At 68.7% G+C, this 19,541-nt stretch carries 22 protein-coding genes; 21 read left to right on the forward strand and 1 reads right to left on the reverse strand.

Annotated elements, in window-relative coordinates; genetic code table 11:
• Positions 1–45: 45 nt before the first annotated feature.
• A complete protein-coding gene (trxC, locus tag ACIP21_RS11980; RefSeq protein ID WP_400687589.1) occupies positions 46–480 on the forward strand; it encodes a thioredoxin TrxC in 435 nt (144 codons plus the stop codon).
• Between the two features lie 19 nt (positions 481–499).
• On the opposite strand, the gene ACIP21_RS11985 is transcribed toward trxC, so the two are convergent.
• Positions 500–1,273, reverse strand: a complete 774-nt coding sequence (locus ACIP21_RS11985; RefSeq protein ID WP_400687591.1) for a ParA family protein — start codon at positions 1,271–1,273, stop codon at positions 500–502.
• Between the two features lie 313 nt (positions 1,274–1,586).
• Between ACIP21_RS11985 and ACIP21_RS11990 the strand changes: the two genes are divergently transcribed.
• The 20 genes from ACIP21_RS11990 to ACIP21_RS12085 are packed head-to-tail and all read left to right on the forward strand — an operon-like array spanning position 1,587 to position 19,528.
• Entirely contained in the window at positions 1,587–2,303 is a 717-nt protein-coding gene (locus tag ACIP21_RS11990; RefSeq protein ID WP_400687593.1) for a beta-ketoacyl synthase chain length factor, read from the forward strand.
• Positions 2,279–3,097: a lysophospholipid acyltransferase family protein gene (locus ACIP21_RS11995; RefSeq protein ID WP_400687595.1), complete on the forward strand. Its 819-nt coding sequence runs from the start codon at positions 2,279–2,281 to the stop codon at positions 3,095–3,097. The genes ACIP21_RS11990 and ACIP21_RS11995 overlap by 25 nt, the downstream gene beginning before the upstream one ends.
• Positions 3,066–3,338, forward strand: a complete 273-nt coding sequence (locus tag ACIP21_RS12000; protein WP_028632001.1) for a phosphopantetheine-binding protein — start codon at positions 3,066–3,068, stop codon at positions 3,336–3,338. The genes ACIP21_RS11995 and ACIP21_RS12000 overlap by 32 nt, the downstream gene beginning before the upstream one ends.
• 9 nt (positions 3,339–3,347) lie before the next feature.
• Positions 3,348–3,602: an acyl carrier protein gene (locus ACIP21_RS12005; protein ID WP_029612525.1), complete on the forward strand. Its 255-nt coding sequence runs from the start codon at positions 3,348–3,350 to the stop codon at positions 3,600–3,602.
• Positions 3,599–4,144, forward strand: a complete 546-nt coding sequence (locus ACIP21_RS12010; protein ID WP_400687598.1) for a hypothetical protein — start codon at positions 3,599–3,601, stop codon at positions 4,142–4,144. Before ACIP21_RS12005 ends, ACIP21_RS12010 begins: the two co-directional genes overlap by 4 nt.
• Positions 4,141–5,820, forward strand: coding sequence for an AMP-binding protein (locus tag ACIP21_RS12015; protein WP_400687600.1), 1,680 nt, complete (start codon positions 4,141–4,143; stop codon positions 5,818–5,820). The genes ACIP21_RS12010 and ACIP21_RS12015 overlap by 4 nt, the downstream gene beginning before the upstream one ends.
• Positions 5,813–6,547 (forward strand): glycosyltransferase family 2 protein, encoded by a 735-nt coding sequence (locus ACIP21_RS12020; protein ID WP_400687602.1) that lies wholly within the window; start codon positions 5,813–5,815, stop codon positions 6,545–6,547. Before ACIP21_RS12015 ends, ACIP21_RS12020 begins: the two co-directional genes overlap by 8 nt.
• Positions 6,544–7,482: a glycosyl transferase gene (locus ACIP21_RS12025; protein WP_400687604.1), complete on the forward strand. Its 939-nt coding sequence runs from the start codon at positions 6,544–6,546 to the stop codon at positions 7,480–7,482. Before ACIP21_RS12020 ends, ACIP21_RS12025 begins: the two co-directional genes overlap by 4 nt.
• Positions 7,463–9,007 (forward strand): histidine ammonia-lyase, encoded by a 1,545-nt coding sequence (gene hutH / locus ACIP21_RS12030; RefSeq protein WP_400687606.1) that lies wholly within the window; start codon positions 7,463–7,465, stop codon positions 9,005–9,007. Before ACIP21_RS12025 ends, hutH begins: the two co-directional genes overlap by 20 nt.
• A complete protein-coding gene (locus ACIP21_RS12035) occupies positions 9,000–9,425 on the forward strand; it encodes an acyl-CoA thioesterase (RefSeq protein WP_400687608.1) in 426 nt (141 codons plus the stop codon). Before hutH ends, ACIP21_RS12035 begins: the two co-directional genes overlap by 8 nt.
• Positions 9,422–10,015, forward strand: a complete 594-nt coding sequence (locus tag ACIP21_RS12040) for an outer membrane lipoprotein carrier protein LolA (protein ID WP_400687610.1) — start codon at positions 9,422–9,424, stop codon at positions 10,013–10,015. The genes ACIP21_RS12035 and ACIP21_RS12040 overlap by 4 nt, the downstream gene beginning before the upstream one ends.
• A complete protein-coding gene (locus tag ACIP21_RS12045; RefSeq protein ID WP_400687990.1) occupies positions 10,005–12,326 on the forward strand; it encodes an MMPL family transporter in 2,322 nt (773 codons plus the stop codon). Before ACIP21_RS12040 ends, ACIP21_RS12045 begins: the two co-directional genes overlap by 11 nt.
• Positions 12,323–13,480 carry a sodium:proton antiporter gene (locus ACIP21_RS12050; RefSeq protein ID WP_400687611.1) on the forward strand — a complete coding sequence of 386 codons (1,158 nt, stop codon included), beginning with the start codon at positions 12,323–12,325 and terminating at the stop codon, positions 13,478–13,480. The genes ACIP21_RS12045 and ACIP21_RS12050 overlap by 4 nt, the downstream gene beginning before the upstream one ends.
• The gene (locus ACIP21_RS12055) at positions 13,467–14,714 is read left to right on the forward strand and encodes an NAD(P)/FAD-dependent oxidoreductase (RefSeq protein ID WP_400687612.1); all 1,248 of its coding nucleotides are present in this window, start codon (positions 13,467–13,469) and stop codon (positions 14,712–14,714) included. Before ACIP21_RS12050 ends, ACIP21_RS12055 begins: the two co-directional genes overlap by 14 nt.
• Positions 14,711–15,442 carry a class I SAM-dependent methyltransferase gene (locus ACIP21_RS12060; protein WP_400687613.1) on the forward strand — a complete coding sequence of 244 codons (732 nt, stop codon included), beginning with the start codon at positions 14,711–14,713 and terminating at the stop codon, positions 15,440–15,442. Before ACIP21_RS12055 ends, ACIP21_RS12060 begins: the two co-directional genes overlap by 4 nt.
• The gene (locus tag ACIP21_RS12065; RefSeq protein WP_400687614.1) at positions 15,439–15,924 is read left to right on the forward strand and encodes a hypothetical protein; all 486 of its coding nucleotides are present in this window, start codon (positions 15,439–15,441) and stop codon (positions 15,922–15,924) included. The genes ACIP21_RS12060 and ACIP21_RS12065 overlap by 4 nt, the downstream gene beginning before the upstream one ends.
• Complete coding sequence (locus tag ACIP21_RS12070) at positions 15,921–17,114, forward strand: beta-ketoacyl-[acyl-carrier-protein] synthase family protein (protein WP_400687615.1); 1,194 nt, start codon at positions 15,921–15,923, stop codon at positions 17,112–17,114. Before ACIP21_RS12065 ends, ACIP21_RS12070 begins: the two co-directional genes overlap by 4 nt.
• Complete coding sequence (locus ACIP21_RS12075) at positions 17,111–17,581, forward strand: hotdog family protein (protein WP_400687616.1); 471 nt, start codon at positions 17,111–17,113, stop codon at positions 17,579–17,581. The genes ACIP21_RS12070 and ACIP21_RS12075 overlap by 4 nt, the downstream gene beginning before the upstream one ends.
• Positions 17,574–18,302 (forward strand): 3-oxoacyl-ACP reductase FabG, encoded by a 729-nt coding sequence (gene fabG, locus ACIP21_RS12080; protein WP_400687618.1) that lies wholly within the window; start codon positions 17,574–17,576, stop codon positions 18,300–18,302. The genes ACIP21_RS12075 and fabG overlap by 8 nt, the downstream gene beginning before the upstream one ends.
• Positions 18,302–19,528, forward strand: coding sequence for a beta-ketoacyl-ACP synthase (locus tag ACIP21_RS12085; protein WP_400687620.1), 1,227 nt, complete (start codon positions 18,302–18,304; stop codon positions 19,526–19,528). The genes fabG and ACIP21_RS12085 overlap by 1 nt, the downstream gene beginning before the upstream one ends.
• Positions 19,529–19,541 lie beyond the last annotated feature (13 nt).

A 19,541-nucleotide genomic window follows, 5' to 3' on the forward strand; every position in this document is an offset into this window, starting at 1 on the left:
AACCCGCTCCCACAGGGGATCCGTGATAACCATACTGGAGATGATATGACCGACCCGCTGGTAATCCCCTGCCCCCACTGCAACGGCCTCAACCGCCTGCCCGCCGCCCGCCTGGGCGACGCGCCGAAATGCGGCCGCTGCAAACAGGACGTGCTGCTGAGTACCCCGTTTGAACTCAGCGAGGCCAACTACGCCAGCCAGATCAAGGGCGACCTGCCGCTGCTGATCGACGTCTGGGCCGACTGGTGCGGCCCGTGCAAATCCTTCGCCCCCACCTTCGAACAAGCCGCCCGCCAGCTTAGCGGGCGCTGCCGCCTGGCCAAGCTCGACAGCGAGGCCAACCGCAATCTTGCCGGACAACTGGGCATTCGCTCGATCCCCAGCCTGATCCTGTTCAGGAACGGCCGCGAAGTGAGCCGTCAGGCCGGAGCGTTTCCACTGCAATCGTTGCTGGAGTGGGTGCGCAGTCAGGGGATTTAGCGATTACGCCTCGTGATCTTCAGCCGTTCTCCTCTAGCAACGAATGCAACTCGACAAACTGTTGGGTCAGCTTGTGCCGCGGCTCCAGGTGAATCAGCGGCAAGCTGGCATGGTGCGATTCGCGCATCTTCACCGAGCTGCCCAGGTACACCGGCAGCACCGGCAAACCTTCGGCCAACAGCTCGTCGAGCATCTGCTGAGGCAAACTGGCGCGGGACTGGAACTGGTTGACCACGATGCCTTCGACCTGCAGGTCTTCGTTGTGGTCGTCCTTGAGCTCTTCGATTTCCGCCAGCAGGCCGTACAGTGCCTGGCGCGAGAAGCTGTCGCAGTCGAAGGGGATCAGCACGCGATCGGCCGCGATCAACGCGGAAACCGCATAGAAGTTCAGGGCTGGCGGGGTGTCGATGTAGATCCGCTCGTAGTCTTCGTCCAGTTCGTCGAGGAGCTTACGCAGCTTGTTGATCTTGTGCTTGGCTTCGAGCTTGGGCTGCAGGTCGGCCAGTTCGGGGGTGGCAGTGACCACGTGCAGGTTGTCGAACGGGGTTTCGTAGATATCGACCTTGTTCTTCTTGCTGAACGGCCCGGTGGACAGGCTCTGCTTGAAGAAGTCGGCGATGCCCATGGGGATGTCGTCACCGGTCAGGCCGGTCAGGTACTGAGTCGAGTTGGCCTGGGCATCCAGGTCGATCAGCAGGGTCCGGTAACCTTCACTGGCGCTGACTGCCGCCAGGTTGCAAGCGATGCTCGACTTGCCCACGCCACCTTTCTGATTGAACACCACGCGCCGCATGAGAGACCTCCGTGTACCAACGAATGCCCGAGTATGTGGCGGCACGGCGGCATTGGCCAGCATTCTTCATTCAAGTTGGGCGTGCCCCGACCGACAACCTTGCCCTGACCGGTTGTCGGAAAATGCGTACATAAAAGATCAGAGAATGCCATGCAGAGCCGAAGGCAATGTCTGATTGAAACCGTATGCATTGATACATGACCTCGGCACCGGGATAATGCGCGCCACTCGATGAATGCGCCAACCCTGTCAGGTCGTTACGCCGAGTCACTCCCTCGGCATGGAAGTCCCTCAGGGCGGGAAACAAAGCACCGTGATCACCTTCGATATCAGCCAATGGCGCGCGTGGGCCCCTGGCCTCTCGGCACACGCCGACTGGCAGCTTTGGGCAAATGGCCAGCAACCGCCGTGCAGTGCTGCCGACGCGCCTGACGTCAGCTTTCTGCCCGCCATGCAACGCCGTCGCCTCAGCCACCTGGCGCGCATGGCCTTTGCCGTGGGCTGGCCCTTGGCCGAGGGTCACGAGCAGCTGCCGCTGGTGTTCGTCTCGCGCCACGGTGAAACGCCCCGCACCTTCTCGATCCTCAGCGAACTGGCCGCACGCCAGCCGTTGTCGCCCACCCAGTTCAGCCTGTCGGTGCACAACGCGGTGATCGGCCTGTGGTCGATCCTGCGCGGCTCGACCAGCGAGATGACCGCCCTCGCCGCCGCCGGTGACGGCTTCGAGCAAGGTGTGCTGGAGGCAGCGGCGCTGCTGGCCGAGGGCGCCCCCGCCGTGCTGCTGATCGTGACCGAGGAGCTGCCACCCGAGGCCTACCGCCCGTGGATCGATGACGTGCCCTTTGCCTATGCCCTGGGCCTGCTGCTGACCCCGGGCGGGCAATGGCAACTGACGCCCGCAGAAGCGCCGGCTGAAAACACCGCGGAACTGCCCCACGGCCTCAGCTGGCTCAAGGCTGCGCTGACGGGCTGCAATTCCTTCACTCACACATGGAAGCGTCGTACATGGAACTGGCAACGACAGCCGTGAGCCGGCCACGCGACGCGTACTACTGGCGTCTGCTGGCCACCGCCGCGAGCTTCTTTCTGTTCGGCCTGGGCGGCCTGTGCCTGCGCCTGCTGGTGTTCCCGCTGCTGGCCTGGCTGCCAGGCGGCGCCGAACGCCACCGCCTGCGCGCGCGGCGCACCATCGGCTGGCTGTTCTGGCGTTTCGTGCGGTTCATGCACAGCGCCGGCGTGCTGACCTACCAGATCGACGGCGCCGAGCGCCTCGGCCGCCCCGGGCAGATGATCATCGCCAACCACCCGTCGCTGATCGACGTGGTGTTTCTCATCGGCCTGGTGCGCCAGGCCAACTGCGTGGTCAAGCAGAGCCTGTTCGACAACCCGTTCACCCGTGGCCCGGTCAGCGAAGCCCAGTACATCGGCAACGACGGCAGCATGGACATGCTCGACGCCGCCGTCGAATCGCTGCGCCAGGGCCAGCCACTGGTGATCTTCCCGGAAGGCACGCGCACCGCGCCCGGCCAGGTCCCGGCCTTTCATCGCGGCGCCGCCGCGATCGCCCTGCGCGGTGCGAAGATCATCACCCCGGTGACCATCCGGGTCAGCCCCACCACCCTGACCAAGAACGAACCCTGGTACCGCATTCCCAGCCGCCGCGTGCATTTCAGCCTCAACGTCGGCGCCGACATCGACCCGCAGGCCTTCGCCGCCCTGGGCCCCGCGCCCAAGGCATCGCGCCTGCTCAACGACCACCTGCACCACTACTTCACCAAGGAGCTCGCCGCCGATGAGCGCGCCACAGCAAGACCTGAACCGTGACCTCAAACAGCTGATCATCGACGCCCTGGGCCTGGAAGACATCAGCGTCCAGGACATCGACGATGAACAGACCCTGTTCGGCGAAGGCCTGGGCCTGGACTCGGTGGACGCGCTGGAGCTCGGCCTGGCGATCCAGAAGCGCTACGGCATCAAGATCGACGCCGATGCCAAGGACACCCGCAACCATTTCAGCAACGTCGCCACCCTGGCCGCGTTCGTCACCGCCCGTCAGGCCGCCTGAGACCGCACCATGCAAACCCGCGAAGACATCTTCAACATCCTGCGCGACGCCCTGGTCGAACTGTTCGAACTGGAGCCGGCCAGCATCTCCCTGGAATCCAACCTGTACCAGGACCTGGAAATCGACAGCATCGACGCCGTCGACCTGATCGACCACATCAAGCGCCAGACCGGCAAGAAGATCGCCGCCGACGATTTCAAGTCGGTGCGCACCGTCAATGACGTGGTCGAGGCCGTGTTCCGCCTGGTCAACCCGGCGGCATGAAACGCCTGATCGGCCTCGGCCTGCTGTTGGCCGGCCTGCTGTATCCGTTTGCGGTGCATTTCGGCATGGCCCATTTCGCCCCGTGGCAGTTCGGCCTGCTGCTCGGTGCCCTGTGGCTGGCCCGCGCCCTGAGCGCGCCGCGCCGCCCGGGCAGCTTGTGGATGGCGCTGGCCGCGCTGGCGTTCTGCGCCGTGCTGGGGTTGTCCGACAGCCCGCAACTGCTGCGCTGGTACCCGGTGCTGATCAGCGCCTTCATGCTCGCCCTGTTCGGCAGCACCCTGCTGCACGGCATGCCCATGGCCGAACGCCTGGCACGCCTGCGCGACCCTGAACTGCCGCTCCGGGCGGTGCGCTACACGCGCCGGGTCACCGAGGCGTGGAGCCTGTTCTTCCTGCTCAACGGCCTGATCGCCGCCAGCCTCACGCTGTGGGCGCCGCTGAGTTGGTGGACCCTGTACAACGGCGTGATCGCCTATGCCGCGATGGGCCTGCTGTTCGCCATCGAATGGCTGATAAGACAACGTGTGCGAGGACGCTCATGAACTGGATCAACCTCGAACACCTGCTGCGCCCGCTGGAAGCGCCGCGCCAGGTGACCCAGGCCCCGGCCCTGGACCACGCCACGCTGTGCCGGCAGGCCCTGCAACTGGCCGGCGGCCTGCGCCAGCGCGGTGTCACGCGCCTGGCCGTGCACCTGGAGGACGCCGCGCAACTGGCCGCCGCACTGCTCGGTGCCTGGCGCGCCGGGGTCGAGGTGCTGCTGCCCGCCGACCTGCAGCCGGCCACCCGCGAACGCTGGAATGCCCAGGTCGACCTGTGGCTCAGCGACCAGCCGGGCGACGCCACGCTGGACGCCTTGCTCGGCACCGCCCTGCAACCTGCCGACCTTGACCTCGCGCAGTGCCGCATCAGCCTGTGCACCTCCGGCTCCAGCGGCGAGCCCAAGCGCATCGACAAGCAACTGCGCCAGCTGGCCAACGAGGTGACCGCCCTCGAACAGCTCTGGGGCGGCACCCTGGGCGATGCCTGGATCATCGGCAGCGTCGCCACCCAGCACATCTACGGCCTGTTGTTCCGCGTGCTCTGGCCGCTGTGCGCCGGGCGCGGCTTCGAGCGCCGCCAACTGCCCTTTCCCGAAGACCTGCAACGGGCCAGCCGCGAGCACCCGGCATTTGCCTGGGTGGCCAGCCCGGCGCTGCTCAAGCGCATGGGCGACAACCTCGACTGGCCGGCACTGCGCCCGGTGCGCCAGGTGTTCTCCTCCGGCGGCGAACTGCCGGCCGAGGCCTGCGAGCGCCTGCACCAGCGCCTGGGCCAGTGGCCGGCGGAAATCCTCGGCAGCTCGGAAACCGGCGGCATCGCCTGGCGCCAGGGCGAGGCCCTGTGGCAACCGTTCGCCGATGTGCAACTGAGCCAGGATGAACACGGTGCCCTGCGCATCGCTTCCAGCTACCTGCCGGCGGGCCATGTCGAACAGAGCGCCGACGCCGTCGAGTTCACCGGCGACGGGCGCTTTCGCCTGCTCGGGCGCCTCGACCGCATCGTCAAGCTGGAAGAAAAGCGCATCTCCCTGCCCATGCTGGAACAGGCATTGAGCAGCCACCCCTGGGTCGCCGAGGCGCGCCTGGGCATGATCGAGGAAGGCCGCGCCTTCCTTGGCGCGCTGCTGGTGCCGAGCGCGGCAGGCCTGCACGCCCTGCGCAATCAAGGCCGCCGGGCGCTGGTCGCAGCCCTGCGCACGCACCTGGCCGGCCACTGCGAAGCGCTGGCCCTGCCCCGCCGCTGGCGACTGCTGCGCCAGCTGCCGCTGAACAGCCAGGGCAAGCTGCCCCAGGCCACTCTCCAGGGGTTGCTGATGGCCCAGCGCAACATGGCCCCCGAGGTGCTGGAACAGCGCCGCGAAGGCGAAGAGCTGCACCTGCGCCTGGCCGTGCCGCTGGACCTGGCCTGCTTCCCCGGGCACTTCCCGCAGACCCCGGTGCTGCCGGGCGTGGTGCAGATCGACTGGGCCATCGCCCTGGCCGGCGAACTGCTGGACCGCGAGCGCCGCTTCGGCGGCATGGAAGTGCTCAAGTTCCAGCAACTGGTGCGCCCGGGCGACGAACTGGCGCTGACCCTGCGCCTGGACGTCGAGCGCGGCAAGCTGTACTTCGCCTTCACCTGCGCCGGGCTGCCCTGCTCCAGTGGCCGTATCCTGCTGGAGGCCGCCTGTGCATAAGCCCTGTGCGGTGATCCCGGTGTACAACCACGAGCAGGCGGTGCCGGCCGTGGTCGCCGACCTGCTGCGTGCCGGCCTGCCCTGCGTGCTGGTCGACGACGCCAGCCACGCGCCTTGCGCCCGGGTGCTGGCGCAGTTGGCCGAGCAGCCTGACGTGCACCTGGTGACCCTGGCGGTCAACCAAGGCAAGGGCGGCGCGGTCATGGCCGGCCTGCGCGAAGCCGCGCGGCTGGGCTTCAGCCACGCCCTGCAGGTGGACGCCGACGGCCAGCACGACCTCGCCGACGTCAGCCACTTCCTCGACCAGTCGCAGGCTTATCCACAGGCGCTGGTGTGCGGTTATCCACAATACGACGCCAGTGTGCCCAAGGGCCGCCTGTACGCCCGTTACCTGACCCACGTGTGGGTGTGGATCAACAGCCTGTCGCTGCAGATCCCCGATTCCATGTGCGGCTTTCGCGTCTACCCATTGCCGGCGACCCTGGCGATGATCGACAGCGTGCAACTGGGCAAACGCATGGATTTCGACCCGGAAATCCTCGTCCGCCTGGCCTGGCGCAACCAGCCGATGCGCTGGTTGCCGACCCGCGTGCACTACCCGCAGGACGGCCTGTCGCACTTTCGCCTGTTCCACGACAACGCGCTGATCTCGAAGATGCACGCCAAGCTGTTCTTCGGCATGCTGCTGCGCGCGCCGCTGATCCTCTGGCGCCGGTGGCGGGCATGAGCGAGCAGCCGCAACACTGGGCCGCGCACCAGGAACGGGGCAGCTTCTGGCTGATGAAGCTGACCGCGACCCTGGTCCGCCTGCTCGGGCGCCGTGTACTCAGCCCGCTGATCCACGTCATCGTCGCCTACTTCTTCCTGTTCGGCCGCCGCGCCCGGCGCAGCGCCTGGCAGTACCAGCAACGGCTGTGCCAGTGGAACGCCGGGCAGACCGCCGCACCGAGCCAATGGCAGGTGTTCCGCCAGTTCATGGCCTTCGCCGAAGCGCTGCTGGACAAGCTCGACGTGTGGAACGGCAAGCTGCGCATCGAGGACATCGAGATCCACGACCCCGCCAACCTGCGCCAGCAGTTGCGCGGATCCCGCGGGCAGATGCTGGTCGGCGCGCACCTGGGCAACCTCGAAGTGTGCCGGGCCCTGGCCGAGATCGGCGAGCAAGTGACCATGAACGTGCTGGTGCACACCCGCCACGCCGAGCGCTTCAACCGCCTGCTCGGCGAGGCCGGCGCCAGCAACCTGCGGCTGATCCAGGTCAGCGAGCTGGACCCGGCGGTGATGCTGCAGCTGTCCGAGCGCCTGGAGCGCGGCGAGTGGCTGGCGATCGCCGGCGACCGTGTGCCACTGCACGGCGCGCGCACCGTCGAGGTGGATTTCCTCGGCCACCGGGCGGCCTTCCCGCAAGGCCCGTGGCTGCTCGCCGGGATGCTCGAATGCCCGCTCAACCTGCTGTTCTGCCTCAAGCACCAGGGCCGCTACCGCGTCACCCTCGAACCCTTTGCCGAACGCCTGCAATGGCGGCGCGGCCAGCGCGATCAGGTAATCGCCGAGTGGGCCACGCGCTACGCCGAACGCCTGGGGCACTACTGCTCCCGGGCACCGTTGCAGTGGTTCAATTTCTACCCTTTCTGGAAGACCGATGACGATGCATCCGCATGAGCCTGTCACCTTCGGCGAAACGCCGCTGGCAATCGAAGATGTCCTGGCCCTGGCCGAGCGCCGCGCCCCGGTGCAGCTGCAGGACGACGCCGCCTACCGCGAGCGCATTGCCCGCGGCGCACGCTTTCTCGACACCCTGCTCGACAAGGAAGGGGTGATCTACGGCGTCACCACCGGCTATGGCGACTCCTGCGTGGTGGCCGTGCCGCTGGAGCACGTCGAGGCCCTGCCTCAGCACCTGTACACCTTCCACGGCTGCGGCCTGGGCAAGCTGCTCGACGCCCCCGCCACCCGTGCCGTACTGGCCGCGCGCCTGCGCTCGCTGAGCCACGGCGTGTCCGGCGTGCGCCTGGAGCTGCTGGAGCGCCTGCGCGACTTCCTCGCCCACGACATCCTGCCGCTGATCCCCGAAGAGGGCTCGGTGGGCGCCAGTGGCGACCTGACGCCGCTGTCCTACGTGGCCGCGACCCTGTCCGGCGAGCGCGAAGTGATGTACCAGGGCCAGCGCCGCAGCAGTGCCGAGGTGCACCGCGAGCTGGGCTGGCAACCGCTGGTGCTGCGCCCCAAGGAAGCCCTGGCGCTGATGAACGGCACCGCGGTGATGACCGGCCTGGCCTGCCTGGCCTTCGCCCGCGCCGACTACCTGCTGCAACTGGCCACGCGCATCACCGCGCTCAACGTCATCGGCCTGCAGGGCAACCCGGAGCACTTCGACGAGCGCCTGTTCGCTGCCAAGCCGCACCCCGGCCAGACCCAGGTTGCCGCCTGGCTGCGCCAGGACCTGGCCATCGACGCGCCGCTGCCGCCGCTGCACCGCCTGCAGGACCGCTACTCGCTGCGCTGCGCGCCCCATGTACTGGGCGTGCTGGCCGACAGCCTGGGCTGGCTGCGCGGCTTCATCGAGACCGAACTGAACAGCGCCAACGACAACCCGATCATCGACGGCGACGCCGAGCGCGTGCTGCACGGCGGGCACTTCTACGGCGGGCACATCGCCTTTGCCATGGACAGCCTCAAGACCCTGGTGGCCAACGTCGCCGACCTGCTCGACCGCCAGCTCGCACTGCTGGTGGACGTGCGCTACAACCACGGCCTGCCGAGCAACCTGTCCGGCGCCGAGGCCGAGCGGGCGATGATCAACCACGGCTTCAAGGCCGTGCAGATCGGCGCCAGCGCCTGGACCGCCGAAGCCCTCAAGCAGACCATGCCGGCCAGCGTGTTCTCGCGCTCCACCGAGTGCCACAACCAGGACAAGGTGAGCATGGGCACCATCGCCGCGCGCGATGCCCTGCGCGTGCTGGAGCTGACCGAGCAGGTCGCCGCCGCCGCGCTGTTGGCCGCCAACCAGGGCGTCTGGCTGCGCGGCCGCCAGGCCGACGCGCGGCCCCTGCCGCCGGCCCTGGCGCGCATGCATGAAGCGCTGCTGGAAGACTTCGCCCCGGTCATCGAAGACCGCGCCCTGGAAAGCGACCTGCGCCACTGCCTGCAGCGCATCGCCCAGCGCCACTGGAGGCTGCATGCGTAACCCCGGGGTGTTCCATGTCGACAGCGAAGTCATCGTGCCCTTCTTCGATGTCGACAGCATGCACATCGTCTGGCACGGCCATTACGTGAAGTACCTGGAAGTTGCCCGCTGCGCCCTGCTCGACCGCCTGGCGCACAATTACCTGCAGATGCAGGCCAGCGGCTATGCGTGGCCGGTGATCGACCTGCAGCTGCGCTACATCCGCGGCGCCACCTTCGGCCAGCGCCTGAGCGTGCGCGCCAGCCTGGTGGAATGGGAAAACCGCCTGAAGATCCACTACCTGATCAGCGATGCCGACACCGGCGAGCGCATGACCCGCGCCAGCACCGTGCAGGTGGCCGTGCACATCGAAAGCGGCGAGATGCAGCTGGCCTCGCCGCAGGTGATGCTCGATGCCGTGCAGCAGGTGCTGGTATGAAACGCATCTGCATCACCCTCGCCCTGTTTATCACCAGCCCGCTGACCTTCGCATTCAGCCTCGACGACCTGCAAAAGCAGCTCAGCGAGCCGGCAGTGGTCAAGGGCCCGTTCATCCAGGAAAAGCACCTGCGCGCCCTGCCCCAGCCGCTGCTGAGCAAGGGCCGCTTCGTGCTGGCCCGCGACCACGGCCTGCTGTGGCTGCTGCAGACGCCGCTGCGCCAGGACTACCGCATCGACGCCCAGGGCATCGCCCGCCGCGACCCGAGCGGCTGGCAGGCCCTGCCCAGCCGCAGCGCCGGGGCCGAGCAGAACCGCCTGTTCTTCGCCGTGCTGCAAGGCGACAGCAGCGGCCTGCAACGTGACTTCGAGCTGAGCCTGAGCGGCGCGGCCGAACACTGGCAGTTGCGCCTGACCCCCCGTTCGCTGCTGCTCAAGCAGGTATTCAGCCGTATCGACATCAGCGGCGGGCGCTACGTCGAGCGCATCGAGCTGAGCGAAACCCAGGGCGACAGCACCGTGCTGCGCATGCCCGAAAGCAGCGGCAGCGCCGCCCTGAGCGATGCGGAGCGCAGTGATTTTGCCAACTGAACGCCTGTTGCCGCGCCTGTTCGTCTGCCTGCTGCTGGCGATGCTGGCGATCGCCGGCTGGCAGTGGCACCGCGCTGCGCCGCTGTCCGCCGACCTGATGACCCTGGTGCCTGGGGCGACCCAGGACCCACTCGTCAAGCGCGCCGAGCAGCGCATGCAGGAGCCGCTCAACCGCGAACTGCTGGTGCTGGTCGGCCATGCCGATCGCCAGCAGGCGCTGGCCCTGGCGGAAAAACTGGCCGGGCAATGGCAGGCCAGCGGCCTGTTCGAAAAGGTCCAGTGGAGCCTGCAGACCGACCTGCAAGCGGTGCGCGAACAACTGCTGCAAGGCCGCCTGGCGATGCTCGCGGGCAAGGACCGGCAGCAGTTGCGCGAGCACCCCGACGCTTTCATCGAGCTGCGCGTGCAGAGCCTGTTCGACCCCTTCGCCGGCTTCAGCCTGGTGCCCAGCCAGGACGACTGGCTGGGCCTCACCGGGCGCATCCAGAACAGCCAGCCGAAACCGGCCAACGTCGAACTGGACACCGCCAGCGGCGCGCTGGTGGCCCAGGCCGATGGCCAGTCGTGGGTGCTGCTGCGTGCGCGCACCCTGGGCAACGCCTTCGACATGCACCTGCCGTTGCAGGTGGCCGGGCTGCTCGAGCAGGGCCGCACCCAGGCTGGCCAGGCCGGCGCGCACCTGCTGGCGGCCAGCGGCCTGCTGCACGCCGCCGCCGGCCAGCAGCAGGCCAGCCGGGAGATTACCTGGGTCGGGGGGGGCGCCACGCTGGGCATCCTGCTGCTGTTGCTGCTGGCCTTCCGCCGCTGGCGGGCGCTGCTGGCGTTCGTCCCGGTGCTGGTGGGCATGCTGTTTGGCGCGGTGGTGTGCGTGGCGCTGTTCGGCCAGATGCATGTGATGACCCTGGTGCTCGGTTCCAGCCTGATCGGCGTGGCGGTCGACTACCCGCTGCACTACCTGTCCAAAGGCTGGAGCCTCAAGCCCTGGCGCAGCTGGGCGGCAGTGCGCCTGACCCTGCCGGGCATGAGCCTGAGCCTGGCCACCAGCTGCATTGGCTACCTGGCCCTGGCCTTCACGCCATTCCCGGCCCTGACCCAGATCGCCGCGTTCTCGGCCGCCGGCCTGGTCGGCGCCTACCTGAGCGCGGTGTGCCTGCTGCCGGCGCTGCTGGCCAAGGTCGAACTTGAGCCGGCGCAGTGGCCGCTGCGCATCGCCGAAACCCTTACCCGCTGGCGCGAACGGTTGCTGCGCAAGGTACCCAGCGGCGCCTTGCTGGCCTTGCTGCTGCTGTTCTGCGCCGCCGGCCTGTGGCACCTGCAGACGCGCAACGACATCCGCCAGTGGGTCGGCACCCCGCCGCAGCTGATGGAAGAAGCCCAGGCCGTGGCGCGCATCACCGGCTACCAGCCCACCAGCCAGTTCTACCTGGTGCGCGGGGCTGACCAGCAACAGCTGCTGGCGCGCCTCGATGCGCTTTGCGGCAAGCTTCAGGAGCTGGTCGAGCTGGGCAAGCTCAAGGGCTTCATGAGCCTCGGCCAGCTGCTCGCCAGCCCGGCCGAGCAAGGCCAGGTGCGCCAGGCCCTGGCTGCGCTGCCGGCACACTGGCAGCCGCTGCTGGCCCTGGGCGTGCCCGAAGCCGCGCTGACCGCTGAAATCGAGCAACTGCGCCAGCTGCCGGACCAGTCCATCGAGCAGGTGCTGGCAGGCCCGCTCGGCGAGGCCTGGCGCCCGCTGTGGCTGGGCCAGGATGGCAGCGGCGTGGCCGCCATCGTCAGCTTGCAAGGCTTGAGCGACACCGCACTGCTGCGCCTGCAGACCGACGACCTCGACGGCGTGCAGCTGGTCGACCGCCTCGGCGAGTTGAATGAGCTGTTCGCCGCCACCCAGGTGAGCGCGGCGGAGCTCAAGCTGCTGTCCTGCGTGCTGATCCTGGTGCTGCTGGTGCTGCCGTTCGGCCTGCGCGGTTCGCTGCGCATCGTCGCCCTGCCGCTGCTGGCGGCGCTGTGCAGCCTGGCCAGCCTTGGCTGGCTCGGCCAGCCGCTGACCCTGTTCAGCCTGTTCGGCCTGCTGCTGGTGACCGCCATCAGTGTCGACTACGCGATCCTCATGCACGAGCGCATCGGCGGCGCCGCGGTGAGCCTGCTCGGCACCCTGCTGGCGGCGCTCACCACCTGGCTGTCGTTCGGCCTGCTGGCGTTGTCGAGCACCCCGGCGGTGAGCAACTTTGGCCTGGCCGTGAGCCTGGGCCTGGCCTTCAGCTTCCTTCTGGCCCCCTGGGCCGCCCCTCGCGATGGAGCGCAAACGCACCCATGACTCCGCTGTTGTTCTGGGCTTCGGCCCTGTGTCTGTTCGCCCTGGCCAGCGTGCTGGGCAAACGCCTGGGGCTGATCCCGATCGTCAGCCAGCTGTTGCTGGCGACCCTGGTGCTGCCGCCGCTGATGCTGCTGTGGGTCGAGCCGCACTGGCAACTCGACGGCGCCGCGCTGGTCGCCCCCGCCTGGGTCAAGACCCTGTATGGCTGCAGCTTCGCCCTGCTGCTGGGGCACATCCTCACCGACGTGGTCGAGCTGCGCCCCGACCGCGAGGCGCTGAAGCTGGCGATCCCGAGCTTCCTGCTGCCGTTCGCCTGTGGCCTGGCCTGCGCACTGTGGATGCTCGACCTCGGCGGCGTCACCGCGCTGGCCCTGGGCCTGGTGTTCGCCATCACCGCGATCCCGGTGCTGTACCTGTACCTGCGCGCCATCGATTACCCCGCCGCCGCCGGCCGGCGGCTGTTGCAGGCGGCGATCCTCATCGACCTGGCCTGCTGGCTGCTGCTGGGCCTCGGCCAGGGCAGCCTGCACCCGGGCAGCCTGGCCCTGCCGCTGCTGGCCGCGCTGCTGCCACTGCCGCTGCATGCCCTCGGCCTGCGCGCGCCGAAGGCCTACGGCCTGCTGTTCCTGGCCCTGCTGTTCGGCGCCGAGCACTACAAGCTCAACGCGCTGATCTTCGGCATCGGCTACCTGGGCTGCCTGGCCTGGCTGAAGCTGCCGGTGCGCCTGCCGCTGCCCGAGGCCTGGAACCGCAACCTGCAGCAGGCCCTGGCGGTGCCGCTGATCCTTACCTACGGCGTGGTGCAGATCGACGTGCACCACGCGCTCAGCGGCTTCGACGCCTGGCAGCTGGCCGCCCTGCTGGTGCTGCCGATCGCCAGCAAGCTGCTCGGCAACTGGCTCGGCCTGAGCTGGGCCGCGCCCTCGTTCACCGGGGCCAGCAAGTGGCGCGAAAGCCTGCTGCTGAACATCCGCGGCCTGAGCGAAATCGTCTTCCTCAACCTGCTGCTGTCGCAGCAGTTGATCAGCCCGGCGCTGTACTTCGCGCTGATGCTGATGAGCCTGGTCGCCACGCTGATGCCCGCGCTGGCCGGCCTGCACCGTATCCCTCTGAATTCCGTTTCCATGGCAAGGAGCCCCCATGCCGAACACTGAACTGCAACAACGTCAGGTGCTGGTGATCGGTGCCGGCCCGTCCGGCGCCATCGCTGCCGCGCTGCTCAAGCGCCAGGGCCATGACGTGCTGGTGATCGAGCGCCAGCGTTTCCCGCGTTTCTCCATCGGCGAAAGCCTGCTGTGCCACTGCCTCGACTTCGTCGAGGAGGCGGGCATGCTCGATGCCCTGCACGCCGCCGGCTTCCAGTACAAGAACGGCGCCGCCTTCGCCTGGGGCGATGAGTACACCGACTTCGACTTCGGCCAGGGCTTCAGCCAGGGCAAGCCGAGCACCTTCCAGGTACAACGCGCTCGTTTCGACAAGCTGCTGGCCGACCAGGCCGAGGCCCAGGGCGTGGAGATCCGCTACGAGCACGAGATCGTCAGCGCCGACATGGGCGGTGAACACCCGCGCGTGCGCGCCCGTCGCCCGGATGGCAGCGAATACCAGGTGCAGGCGCAGTTCGTGCTCGACGCCAGTGGCTACGGCCGCGTGCTGCCGCAGCTGCTCGACCTCGAGGCGCCGTCGAACTTCCCGGTGCGCCAGGCGGTGTTCACCCACATCGAGGACCGCATCGACCATCCGGGCTTCGACCGCGACAAGATCCTCATCACCACGCATCCGGAGCACCGCGACATCTGGTTCTGGACCATCCCCTTCAGCGATGGCCGCACCTCGCTGGGCGTGGTCGCCGCCGCCGAGCGCTTCGCCGATGCGCCAGAGGACCTGGACGCCTGCCTCAAGCACTTCGTCGCGCAGACGCCGAGCCTGGCCAAGGTCCTGGCGAACGCCGTGTGGGACACCCCGGCGCGCACCATCGGTGGCTACTCGGCCAACGTAAAGGCCCTGCACGGCAAGGGCTTCGCGCTGCTGGGCAACGCCGCGGAATTCCTCGACCCGGTGTTCTCCTCGGGCGTGACCATCGCCATGCGCTCGGCGAGCATGGCCGCCGGCCTGCTGCACCGCCAGCTGCAGGGCGAGGCAGTGGACTGGCAGGGTGAGTTCGCCGAGCCGCTCAAGCGTGGCGTCGACACCTTCCGCGTGTACGTCGAGGGCTGGTACGACGGTGGCTTCCAGGATGTGATCTACCACCCCGGCAGCTCGCCGGAGATCCGCGCCATGATCAGCTCGATCCTCGCCGGCTATGCCTGGGACACGCGCAACCCGTTCGTCGCCGAACCCAAGCGGCGCCTGCGCACCCTGGCCGAGTTGTGCGCGAGGGAACCGGCATGAACCAGCGCCCGTACCTCAGCGACACCTACGTCGAGGAAACCCGCATCGGTTTCCGCTTCCTCGCCAGCCACGTCTGGCAGCACCATGTGCTGCGCGTGGCGATCAACGACCTGCGCCAGCTGTTCGACGGCGAGCCGCCCCAGGCGCCGGTGCTGCTCGACGCCGGCTGCGGCCAGGGCAAGTCGTTCAAGCACCTGCAGCAGGTGTTCGCCCCCGCCAGGCTGCTGGGCACCGACGCCGACCCGCACAGCCTCGAACTGAGCGCCGCCGAGGCCCGCCGCCTGGGCCTCGAAGTGGAGCTGCAGGGCAGCGACTGCGCCCGGCTGCACTACCCGGACGCCAGCGTCGACATGCTGTTCTGCCACCAGACCTTCCACCACCTGGTGGAGCAGGAAAAGGCCCTGGCCGAGTTCTACCGGGTGCTCAAGCCCGGTGGCTACCTGCTGTTCGCCGAGTCCACCGAGGCCTACATCGATACCTGGGTGATCCGCTGGTTCTTCCGTCACCCCATGCACGTGCAGAAGAGCGCCGAGGGCTACTTGCAGATGCTGCGCGAGCAGGGCTTCGAGTTCGGCCCGCGCAACGTTTCGTACCCGTACCTGTGGTGGAGTCGCGCCAAAGACTTCGGCCTGCTCGAGCGCCTGGGCCTGCGCCAGCCGCCACCGGTCGGCCAGCGCGAAGAGACGCTGGTCAACGTGGTGGCGCGCAAGCCTCTGGAGCAGCCATGAAACACCTGCTGGCGATCACCCTGTGCCTGTTGCTCGGCGCCTGCGCCGCGCGCCCGCCGCTGCCGGCGCAACTGCCGGTGCTGCAACTGCCCCAGCAACTGCATGTCGAACGTGAACAGGCCGGCCAGCGCCAGGACTGGCTGCTGGTGATCCAGGGCGAGCACGGCCACCTGCGCTGGTCGCTGCTCGACCTGCTGGGTATCCCCCAGGCACGCCAGCTGCTCGATGGCCAGCAATGGCAGGCCGACGGCCTGCTGCCGCCGAACCCGGCCGCGCGCGAGCTGTTCGCCGCCGTGCTGTTCGCCCTGACCCCGCCCGGGCAGCTGGCACAGCTTTATCCACAGGCGCGTCAGGACAACGAGCGGCGCTGGCTGGGCGAGCGCTGGCAGGTCACCTATCGGGCCGCCGACGCCTTCGACTTGAACCTCGGCGAGGGCCTGCGCTATGTAGTCGACCCTCTGCCCCGCGAGGACACCCCATGACCGCCTACCTCAATGCCCTGGGCCTGGTCTGCGCCCTTGGCCAAGGCCAGGCCGACGTGGCCGCGCGCCTGTTCGCCGGCGACTGTTCCGGCATGCAGCCTGCACCGGGCTGGATCCCCGAGCGCCAGCCTCCGGTCGGTGCGGTGAGCGGCGCCCTGCCCGCCGTGCCGCGGCCCGAGCAGCACAGCCGCAACAACCAGCTGCTGTACGCCGCGGCCCTGCAGATCGAGCCGGCCATCCGCCAGGCCATCGCCCGCCATGGCGCCAACCGGGTCGCGGTGATCCTCGGCACCAGCACCTCGGGCATTGCCGAGGCCAGCGCAGGCATTGCCCAGTACCTGGGCAGCGGGCAGTTCCCTGCCGAGTACCGCTACGCCGAGCAAGAACTGAGCGCACCGGCCAACTTCCTCGCCGACTGGCTGCAACTGAGCGGCCCGGCCTACGTGATCTCCACCGCCTGCACCTCCAGCGGCCGCGCCCTGCTCAGCGCCCGGCGCCTGCTCGACCTGGGGCTGTGCGACGCGGTGCTGTGCGGCGGGGTCGACAGCCTGTGCGGCCTGACCCTCAACGGCTTCGGCGCCCTGGAAGCGATCAGCGAGCAGCGCTGCAAGCCGTTTTCGGCCAACCGCGACGGCATCAACATCGGCGAGGCCGCGGCCTTGTTCCTGATGACCCGCGAAGGCAATGCCGACGGCGCCACCGTCGCGCTGCTGGGGGCCGGCGCCAGCTCCGACGCCCACCACATCTCCGCGCCCGACCCGACCGGTGCCGGCGCCTTGCAGTGCATGGGCAAAGCACTGGACAATGCCGGCCTTGCGCCCGCACAGATCGATTACCTGAACCTGCACGGCACCGCCACGGCGCACAATGACGCCATGGAAAGCCTGGCCGTGCACACGCTGTTCGGCGCCACGCTGCCCTGCTCGTCGAGCAAGCCGATGACCGGCCACACCCTGGGCGCCGCCGGCGCGCTGGAAGCGGCGTTCTGCTGGCTGGCCCTGAGCGCGCACAACCCCGAGGGGCTGCTGCCGCCGCATGTGTGGGACGGCCAGCAGGACCCGGCGCTGCCGGCCCTGGCCCTGGTCGATGGCAGCCAGCGCCTGAGGGCGCAGCGTCCACGCCGATTGATGAGCAACTCGTTCGCCTTCGGCGGCAACAACGTCAGCCTGATTCTCGGAGACACCCCATGATCCCCTGGCCCCTGGCCGAGCTGCTGCCCCACGCCGGCGACATGATCCTGATCGACCAGGTCGACCGCTGCGACGACGAGCAGATCCACACCCGCGCCACCGTGCGCCCCGGCGGCCTGTTCAACCGCGCCGACGGCAGCCTGCCGGCCTGGCTCGGCGTCGAGCTGATGGCCCAGAGCGTGGCGGCCTATGCCGGCTGCCGTGCGCGGCGCAATGGCCAGCCGGTCGAGCTGGGCTTCCTGCTCGGCACGCGCAGGTTCGAGTGCGATGTCGAGCACTTCCCGGCCGGCGCCGAGCTGCACATCCACGCCCTGCGTTCGCTCGAAGACGAGAACGGCATGGGCGTGTTCGAATGCCACCTGCGCGGCCCCGGCCTTTACGCCAGCGCCCGCCTGAACGTCTACCGTCCGCCGCAAGCGGCCAGTTACCTGGCCGAAGCCGGCCCAGAGGAGTCCTCCCATGACTGATACCATCCTGGTTACCGGTTCCAGCCGTGGCATCGGCCGCGCCATCGCCCTGCGCCTGGCCCGGGCCGGCTTCGACCTGGTACTGCATTGCCGCAGCGGCCGCGCCGAGGCCGATGCGGTGGCCGAGGAAGTCCGGGCGCTGGGCCGGCAGGCACGGGTGCTGCAGTTCGACATCGGCGACCGCGCCGCCTGCCGGGCCATCCTCGAAAGCGACGTGGAAAGCTTCGGCGCCTACTACGGCGTGGTGTGCAACGCCGGGCTGACCCGCGATGGCGCCTTCCCGGCGCTCACCGACGATGACTGGGACCAGGTGCTGCGCACCAACCTCGACGGTTTCTACAACGTCCTGCAGCCACTGACCATGCCGATGATCCGCCGCCGCGCGCCGGGTCGCATCGTCTGCATCACCTCGGTTTCCGGGCTGATCGGCAACCGTGGCCAGGTCAACTACAGCGCCTCCAAGGCCGGCCTGATCGGCGCCGCCAAGGCCCTGGCGATCGAGCTGGGCAAGCGCCGCATCACCGTCAACTGCGTGGCCCCCGGGCTGATCGACACGGCCATGCTCGACGAGCACGTGCCGGTGGAGGAACTGATGAAGATGATCCCGGCCGGGCGCATGGGCACCCCTGCAGAGGTGGCCGGCGCGGTGAACTTCCTGATGTCGCCGGAGGCCGGCTACATCACCCGCCAGGTGCTGGCGGTGAACGGGGGGCTGTGCTGATGCGCCGCGTCGTCGTCACCGGCATGGCCGGCATCACCGCCCTGGGCAGCGACTGGGCGACCATCGCCGGGCATTTCGCCAACCAGCGCAGCGGCATCCGCCGCATGGACGAATGGGACCGGTTCGAGGAGCTGAACACGCGCCTGGCCGGCCCCATCGATGACTTCACGGTGCCCGCGCACTGGACCCGCAAGCAGCTGCGCAGCATGGGCCGGGTTTCGCGCCTGGCGGTGGCCGCCGCCGAACGCGCCCTGGCCGATGCCGGCCTGCTCGACGACCCGAGCATCCGCGACGGGCGCATGGGCGTGGCCTGCGGCTCGTCCACCGGCAGCACCGACGAGATCAAGGCGTTCGGCAACATGCTGCTGAATTCGGTAGCCGACGGCCTCAACGCCAACTCCTATGTGCGCATGATGCCGCACACCACCGCCGCCAACATCAGCATCTTCTTCGGCCTCACCGGGCGCCTGATCCCCACCTCCAGCGCCTGCACCAGCGGCAGCCAGGGCATCGGCTACGCCTATGAGGCGATCAAGTTCGGCCGCCTGCCGATGATGCTCGCCGGTGGCGCCGAGGAGCTGTGCCCGACCGAAGCCATGGTGTTCGACGCGCTGTACGCCACCAGCCTGAAGAACGACACCCCGCACCTCAGCCCGCGCCCCTACGACAGCGGCCGTGATGGCCTGGTAATCGGCGAGGGTGGCGGCATGCTGGTGCTCGAGGAGCTGGAACACGCCCTGGCCCGTGGCGCCAGGATCCACGCCGAGATCGTCGGTTTCGGCAGCAACGCCGACGGCCAGCACACCACCCGCCCCGAGCAGTTGACCATGCGCCGCGCCATGGAACTGGCCCTGGAAGACGCAGGCCTCGCCCCCGAGGCGATCGGCTACGTCAACGGCCACGGCACCGCCACCGAACAGGGCGACATCGCCGAGACCCTGGCCACCAGCAGCCTGTTCGGCCCGCGCATGCCGATCAGCTCGCAGAAGAGCTTCCTCGGCCACACCCTGGGCGCCTGTGGCGCGCTGGAGTCGTGGTTCAGCATCGAGATGATGAACAGCGACCGCTACGTGCACACGCTCAACCTCGACCAGGTCGACCCGCGCTGCGGCGAGCTGGATTACCTGCGCGGCGAGTTCCGCGCCATGAGCCACCAATACGTGATGAACAACAACTTCGCCTTCGGCGGGGTCAACACCTCGTTGATCTTCCGCCGCTGGCCGTAACCCCTACTGGAGA

Source organism: Pseudomonas sp. NPDC089401 (genome assembly GCF_044749485.1).
In the GTDB taxonomy this organism is placed as follows: domain Bacteria; phylum Pseudomonadota; class Gammaproteobacteria; order Pseudomonadales; family Pseudomonadaceae; genus Aquipseudomonas.

Coding starts and splice junctions, on each gene's coding strand:
- ACIP21_RS12065 (WP_400687614.1), top strand. CDS start 15,439: ATGAAACACCTGCTGGCGATCACCCTGTGCCTGTTGCTCGGCGCCTGC.
- ACIP21_RS12060 (WP_400687613.1), top strand. CDS start 14,711: ATGAACCAGCGCCCGTACCTCAGCGACACCTACGTCGAGGAAACCCGC.
- ACIP21_RS12040 (WP_400687610.1), top strand. CDS start 9,422: ATGAAACGCATCTGCATCACCCTCGCCCTGTTTATCACCAGCCCGCTG.
- ACIP21_RS12015 (WP_400687600.1), top strand. CDS start 4,141: ATGAACTGGATCAACCTCGAACACCTGCTGCGCCCGCTGGAAGCGCCG.
- ACIP21_RS12010 (WP_400687598.1), top strand. CDS start 3,599: ATGAAACGCCTGATCGGCCTCGGCCTGCTGTTGGCCGGCCTGCTGTAT.
- fabG (WP_400687618.1), top strand. CDS start 17,574: ATGACTGATACCATCCTGGTTACCGGTTCCAGCCGTGGCATCGGCCGC.
- hutH (WP_400687606.1), top strand. CDS start 7,463: ATGACGATGCATCCGCATGAGCCTGTCACCTTCGGCGAAACGCCGCTG.
- ACIP21_RS12035 (WP_400687608.1), top strand. CDS start 9,000: ATGCGTAACCCCGGGGTGTTCCATGTCGACAGCGAAGTCATCGTGCCC.
- ACIP21_RS12085 (WP_400687620.1), top strand. CDS start 18,302: ATGCGCCGCGTCGTCGTCACCGGCATGGCCGGCATCACCGCCCTGGGC.
- ACIP21_RS11985 (WP_400687591.1), bottom strand. CDS start 1,273: ATGCGGCGCGTGGTGTTCAATCAGAAAGGTGGCGTGGGCAAGTCGAGC.
- ACIP21_RS11995 (WP_400687595.1), top strand. CDS start 2,279: ATGGAACTGGCAACGACAGCCGTGAGCCGGCCACGCGACGCGTACTAC.
- ACIP21_RS12075 (WP_400687616.1), top strand. CDS start 17,111: ATGATCCCCTGGCCCCTGGCCGAGCTGCTGCCCCACGCCGGCGACATG.
- ACIP21_RS12050 (WP_400687611.1), top strand. CDS start 12,323: ATGACTCCGCTGTTGTTCTGGGCTTCGGCCCTGTGTCTGTTCGCCCTG.
- ACIP21_RS12070 (WP_400687615.1), top strand. CDS start 15,921: ATGACCGCCTACCTCAATGCCCTGGGCCTGGTCTGCGCCCTTGGCCAA.
- trxC (WP_400687589.1), top strand. CDS start 46: ATGACCGACCCGCTGGTAATCCCCTGCCCCCACTGCAACGGCCTCAAC.
- ACIP21_RS12025 (WP_400687604.1), top strand. CDS start 6,544: ATGAGCGAGCAGCCGCAACACTGGGCCGCGCACCAGGAACGGGGCAGC.
- ACIP21_RS12000 (WP_028632001.1), top strand. CDS start 3,066: ATGAGCGCGCCACAGCAAGACCTGAACCGTGACCTCAAACAGCTGATC.
- ACIP21_RS12005 (WP_029612525.1), top strand. CDS start 3,348: ATGCAAACCCGCGAAGACATCTTCAACATCCTGCGCGACGCCCTGGTC.
- ACIP21_RS12055 (WP_400687612.1), top strand. CDS start 13,467: ATGCCGAACACTGAACTGCAACAACGTCAGGTGCTGGTGATCGGTGCC.